We start from the raw sequence: 4699 nt of genomic DNA, 5'->3' as shown, positions 1-4699 counted from the left end.
CGGCACGGGCAAGACCCATGTTGCCCTCGGGTTGGGGTTGGCCGCCTGCCAGAAAGGGCTGTCGGTCAGCTTCACCACCGCCGCGACCCTAGTCAACGAGCTGATGGAGGCGCGCGACGAGCGCCGTCTGCTCCGCCTGCAAAAGCAGCAGGCCGCCGTCAAGCTGCTCATCATCGACGAACTGGGCTTCGTGCCGCTGAGCAAGACCGGCGCAGAGCTCTTGTTCGAGCTGATCTCGCAGCGCTATGAGCGCGGCTCCACGATGATCACCAGCAACCTGCCGTTCGACGAATGGACCGAAACCTTCGGCACCGAACGCCTGACCGGCGCACTGCTCGACAGGCTGNCACACCACGTCAACATCCTCGAGATGAACGGCGACAGCTATCGGCTCGGCCAAAGCCGCGCCCGAAAGGCCCAAGCCAGAACCTGATCACCCGCCACAGGATTGGCCCTGCGGGCCAATGCGCCATGGCACGCGCCAGCTATGCGGCAAGCGCGCGCGCCATGGCGCTTGGCGCCCTGTCGCTGGCCTGGTTTTGCGCCGCCGCGTGGCCGGTTTTTACTCCGCCGTTGACATCGCTCTCGGCGCATGTGGAGGACATGCGCGGCGAGGCCTTCCGAACTTTAGGGCCGGAGCGCCGTGCGGCCATGTACGAGGATTACATTGAGATGAAGGCTGCCGCCTTGCGGCTGGGACGGCGCGCGATCCGACTGATCGAGGTCTATGCCCGCGACGGGAAGGATGTGGCCGAGGCCGAGGCGGCGCGGATGGAGGAATTGCGCCGGGTCGAGGGGGTCAGTAGCCCGGGCGCGGTCCGGTCCGGCCTGTGATCGGCGGACGCGGCTTGTAAAGACCATCTTCCGGGTCGATGGGAAGCGGACGAGGTTCGCCCTTTGCGGATACAAGGCCCAGCAGGCGCAGCAAAAACATCGGGTTCTCCTTCATCAATAATATAGGATTGCGCAGCGTTCGCGGCAACTATCCATCACGCAGCTCCTGAAGCCGTAGCGGCATCTTGTCGATGGATCGCCCAATCTCGCGGACCGTCCGGGGCAGCGGCTTGCGGAGCTCCACCTCTCCGTCCTTGCCGATCAGAACCATCATGAAACCACGCGGCCGAAGCCGTTCGCGCAACCCGGACGGATTGCCGGGGTCGGTATCGACAATGACGATTACGTCCCGCTCCACGAGTTGGTCCGCTTCGCTGACGATATTTCCCAACTGTTCGACGAAGGCGGGATCGCGCGGCGAATTTGCGAACACCACGACGGGTCGCGCGATCCATTGCAGTTCCGCCAGATCGACATCGCCAGCATCGAATATCTGCGTGGGATTTTGGGCCCATTGTTCGGAAATCGTCACGGGTTCCTCTGCGACGGTGCTGGCGTTTTCGGCCACCGTCGTGACGGCGGACACCCCGGTCGCTTCCTGCGCCGTGACGGGGAGAGCGAGTGCAAGAGTCGAAACGAAGGCGGTGGCAAGGCGCATAAGGCAATTTCCTGTGGTTCGCCCTGATATATAGGCATCCGGGACCGCTGCGCGAATAGGGGGTACGATATGCCGCTTTTCGAACCCTCTTGAACCGGCGGGTCGTAGCGGCGACTCTCCGGCCAGAAACCTGCCGCGCGGCGGGGATGGGAGGATGCGGAATGGCACAAGACGACAAGACCCCTGAGGAAACCGGCTCTTCGCCCGAGGAGGCATGGGACCGTCTGGCCCGATCCGAGATGAAGGGCCGGGATCCGTCGACGCTTGTTTGGCGCACGCTGGAGGGGATCGCGGTCAAGCCGCTCTATAGCGAGGCCGATCTTGACGGGGTGGATCATTTGGGCGGCGTGCCCGGAGAAGCACCGTTCGTCCGCGGTCCGCGGGCGACGATGTATGCCGGTCGCCCCTGGACGATCCGGCAATATGCCGGGTTCTCGACGGCCGAAGAATCCAATGCTTTCTATCGTCGTGCGCTGGCTGCGGGGCAGCAGGGCGTTTCCGTCGCCTTCGATCTGGCCACGCATCGCGGCTACGACAGCGATCATCCACGCGTCGAGGGAGATGTGGGCAAGGCGGGTGTGGCCATTGACTCGGTCGAGGACATGAAAATTCTGTTCGATGGCATCCCCCTCGACCAAGTCAGCGTGTCGATGACGATGAACGGGGCCGTCATTCCCATTCTCGCGAACTTCATCGTCGCCGGCGAGGAGCAGGGGGTGGACCGGGCCAAGCTGTCGGGCACGATCCAGAACGACATCCTCAAGGAGTTCATGGTCCGCAACACCTACATTTATCCGCCGGAACCCTCGATGCGGATCGTCGCCGACATCATCGAGTACACCGCCGAGGAGATGCCGCGTTTCAACTCCATCTCCATCAGCGGCTACCACATGCAGGAGGCCGGCGCCGATCTCGTGCAGGAGCTGGCATTCACGCTGGCTGACGGACGCGAATATGTCCGTTCCGCAGTTGCGCGCGGAATGGACGTCGACCGGTTTGCCGGGCGGCTGTCGTTCTTCTTTGCCATCGGCATGAATTTCTTCATGGAAGCCGCCAAATTACGTGCCGCGCGCCTTTTGTGGCACCGGATCATGTCGGAATTCTCGCCAAAGGATCCGAAGTCGTCGATGCTGCGCACCCATTGCCAGACCTCGGGCGTCTCGCTGCAGGAACAGGATCCCTACAACAACATCGTCCGGACCGCGTTCGAAGCGATGAGTGCCGTGCTCGGGGGAACGCAGTCCCTTCATACCAATTCCTTCGACGAGGCGATGGCTCTGCCGTCAGAGACCTCGAGCCGCATCGCGCGGAACACCCAGCTTATTCTTCAGCACGAGACCGGCGTCACCAACGTCGTCGATCCGTTGGCAGGCTCGTACTACGTCGAGCGGCTGACCCAAGACCTCGTGGACGCCGCCTGGGCGCTGATCGAGGAGGTCGAGGAGATGGGTGGAATGACCGAGGCTGTGGCGTCGGGGATGCCCAAGCTGCGCATCGAGGAAAGCGCGGCACGTCGGCAGGCCCTGATCGATCGGGGTGAGGACGTGATCGTCGGCGTGAACAAGTATCGCCGCGAGACCGAGGACCCGATCGATATCCTCGACATCGACAATGAGGACGTGCGGCGGCGCCAGGTCGCGCGGCTTGACCGCATTCGGGCCGAGCGCGACGATGCCGCCTGTCGCGCGGCACTGGATGCGCTGACCGATGGTGCGCGGGGTGATGGAAACCTTCTGGCCCTTGCGGTTCAGGCAGCGCGCGCACGTGCCACCGTGGGAGAGATTTCGGACGCGATGGAAAGCGTGTTCGGGCGGCATAGGGCGGAGGTGCGGACATTGTCTGGTGTCTACGGATCGGCGTACGAGGGGGATGAGGGCTTCGCCGCAATCCAGCGCGACGTCGAGGATTTCGCCGCTGAGGAAGGGCGGCGCCCGCGCATGCTGGTGGTGAAAATGGGCCAGGACGGCCATGATCGCGGCGCCAAGATCATTGCCACCGCCTTTGCCGATCTCGGTTTCGACGTCGATATGGGCCCGCTGTTCCAGACGCCCGAAGAGGCCGCGCAGGATGCGATCGACAACGATGTCCATGTCGTCGGCATCTCATCGCAGGCTGCCGGACACCGGACGTTGGCGCCAAAGCTGATCAAGGCGCTGCGCGAAGCAGGGGCGGGTGAAATCCTGGTCATCTGCGGCGGCGTCATACCGCAGCAGGATTATGCCCGTCTCAAGGAGGCGGGGGTGGCAGCCATCTTCGGGCCGGGCACCAACATCCCCGACGCGGCGGCCGAGGTCCTGAAGCTGATCCGAGCCGCCCGCGACTGAGCCATCGCGCCACCGAATCGAGCATCAAAAATTGACTGGTTGTTTGCGAAAAATGGAACGACGGGCGCCTCCGGACCGCAAGAGAGATTCACGCCACCGAAAGGCAGATTTTCCTCTTGCGGCTCCAATCCGCCTCCCTTATCCCACGCCCCATTGTTGGGGTGTAGCCAAGCGGTAAGGCATCGGTTTTTGGTACCGTGTATCGTAGGTTCGAATCCTACCACCCCAGCCAATGACCACACAAAAATCCATACCTCCCAATGGGATAGCCGTTGATCAAGCTGCCAGCCTCCCGTCTCCACGTCGCGGTGGTTCACCCCCTCTGTCAGGGAAGTTGTCGCCTGCTCTGATGCAGAAAGTGTATTCTGAGGCGGGCGGGACAGGACGACGAAATGGCTTACTCACCTGAACGGAAGGCTGCGGTGATCGGGAAGATGCTGCCGCCGAACAACATGCCCTTGGGCCGGCTGGCCAAGGAGGAAGGGATCAGCGTGGCGACGCTTGCGAAGTGGCGGGCGGAGGCGCGGGCGAAGGGGCAGTTCCTGCCCGAAGCGAACGCGGGTCCCGAGAGCTGGACCTCAGCGGACAAGCTCGCTGCGGTGATCGAGACGGCGTCACTGAATGCAGTGGAGCTTGGCGAATATTGTCGGCGCCGCGGCATCTACCCCGATCAGCTGACTGTCTGGCGGGAGGCCTGCGCGCGGGCCAACGACTGGGAACGAGCGGCGTCCCGCCAGATCGCGCGGGAAACACGGGACGCCAACAAGCGGGTGCAGCAGCTGGAACGGGAACTGGCGCGCAAGGAAAAGGCCCTGGCCGAGGCGGCGGCGCTGATGATCCTGCGAAAAAAGGCCGAGGCGATCTGGGGCCCAGAGGGAGGCGC

4 protein-coding genes, 1 tRNA gene and 1 pseudogene are annotated in these 4699 nt (G+C 63.5%); 5 read left to right on the top strand and 1 reads right to left on the bottom strand.

Going from position 1 to position 4699, the window contains the following annotated elements:
• Nucleotides 1-433, top strand: a 433-nt coding sequence (locus JSE7799_RS01385; protein ID WP_144431508.1) for an ATP-binding protein, incomplete at its 5' end; no start/stop codon positions are given.
• 38 nt (nucleotides 434-471) lie between these two features.
• Nucleotides 472-834 (top strand): hypothetical protein, encoded by a 363-nt coding sequence (locus tag JSE7799_RS01380; protein WP_055661996.1) that lies wholly within the window; start codon nucleotides 472-474, stop codon nucleotides 832-834.
• A 148-nt stretch (nucleotides 835-982) separates the two neighbouring features.
• On the opposite strand, the gene JSE7799_RS01375 is transcribed toward JSE7799_RS01380, so the two are convergent.
• Entirely contained in the window at nucleotides 983-1492 is a 510-nt protein-coding gene (locus JSE7799_RS01375) for a DUF4174 domain-containing protein (protein ID WP_055661995.1), read from the bottom strand.
• A 161-nt stretch (nucleotides 1493-1653) separates the two neighbouring features.
• On the opposite strand from JSE7799_RS01375, the gene scpA reads away from it, so the two are divergent.
• From scpA to JSE7799_RS01360, 3 genes and pseudogenes are all read left to right on the top strand, one after another.
• Nucleotides 1654-3816, top strand: coding sequence for a methylmalonyl-CoA mutase (gene scpA / locus JSE7799_RS01370; protein ID WP_055661994.1), 2163 nt, complete (start codon nucleotides 1654-1656; stop codon nucleotides 3814-3816).
• A 157-nt stretch (nucleotides 3817-3973) separates the two neighbouring features.
• Nucleotides 3974-4048 (top strand) — tRNA-Gln (locus JSE7799_RS01365).
• Between the two features lie 160 nt (nucleotides 4049-4208).
• A pseudogene (locus JSE7799_RS01360) lies at nucleotides 4209-4699 on the top strand (IS3 family transposase); the annotation flags it as partial.

This window comes from Jannaschia seosinensis (genome assembly GCF_001408515.1).
GTDB lineage: Bacteria > Pseudomonadota > Alphaproteobacteria > Rhodobacterales > Rhodobacteraceae > Jannaschia > Jannaschia seosinensis.
Note: the sequence above shows the minus strand (reverse complement) of the source record. Positions and strands in the feature narration are given on the sequence as shown.

Coding starts and splice junctions, on each gene's coding strand:
- JSE7799_RS01380 (WP_055661996.1), top strand. CDS start 472: ATGGCACGCGCCAGCTATGCGGCAAGCGCGCGCGCCATGGCGCTTGGC.
- JSE7799_RS01375 (WP_055661995.1), bottom strand. CDS start 1,492: ATGCGCCTTGCCACCGCCTTCGTTTCGACTCTTGCACTCGCTCTCCCC.
- scpA (WP_055661994.1), top strand. CDS start 1,654: ATGGCACAAGACGACAAGACCCCTGAGGAAACCGGCTCTTCGCCCGAG.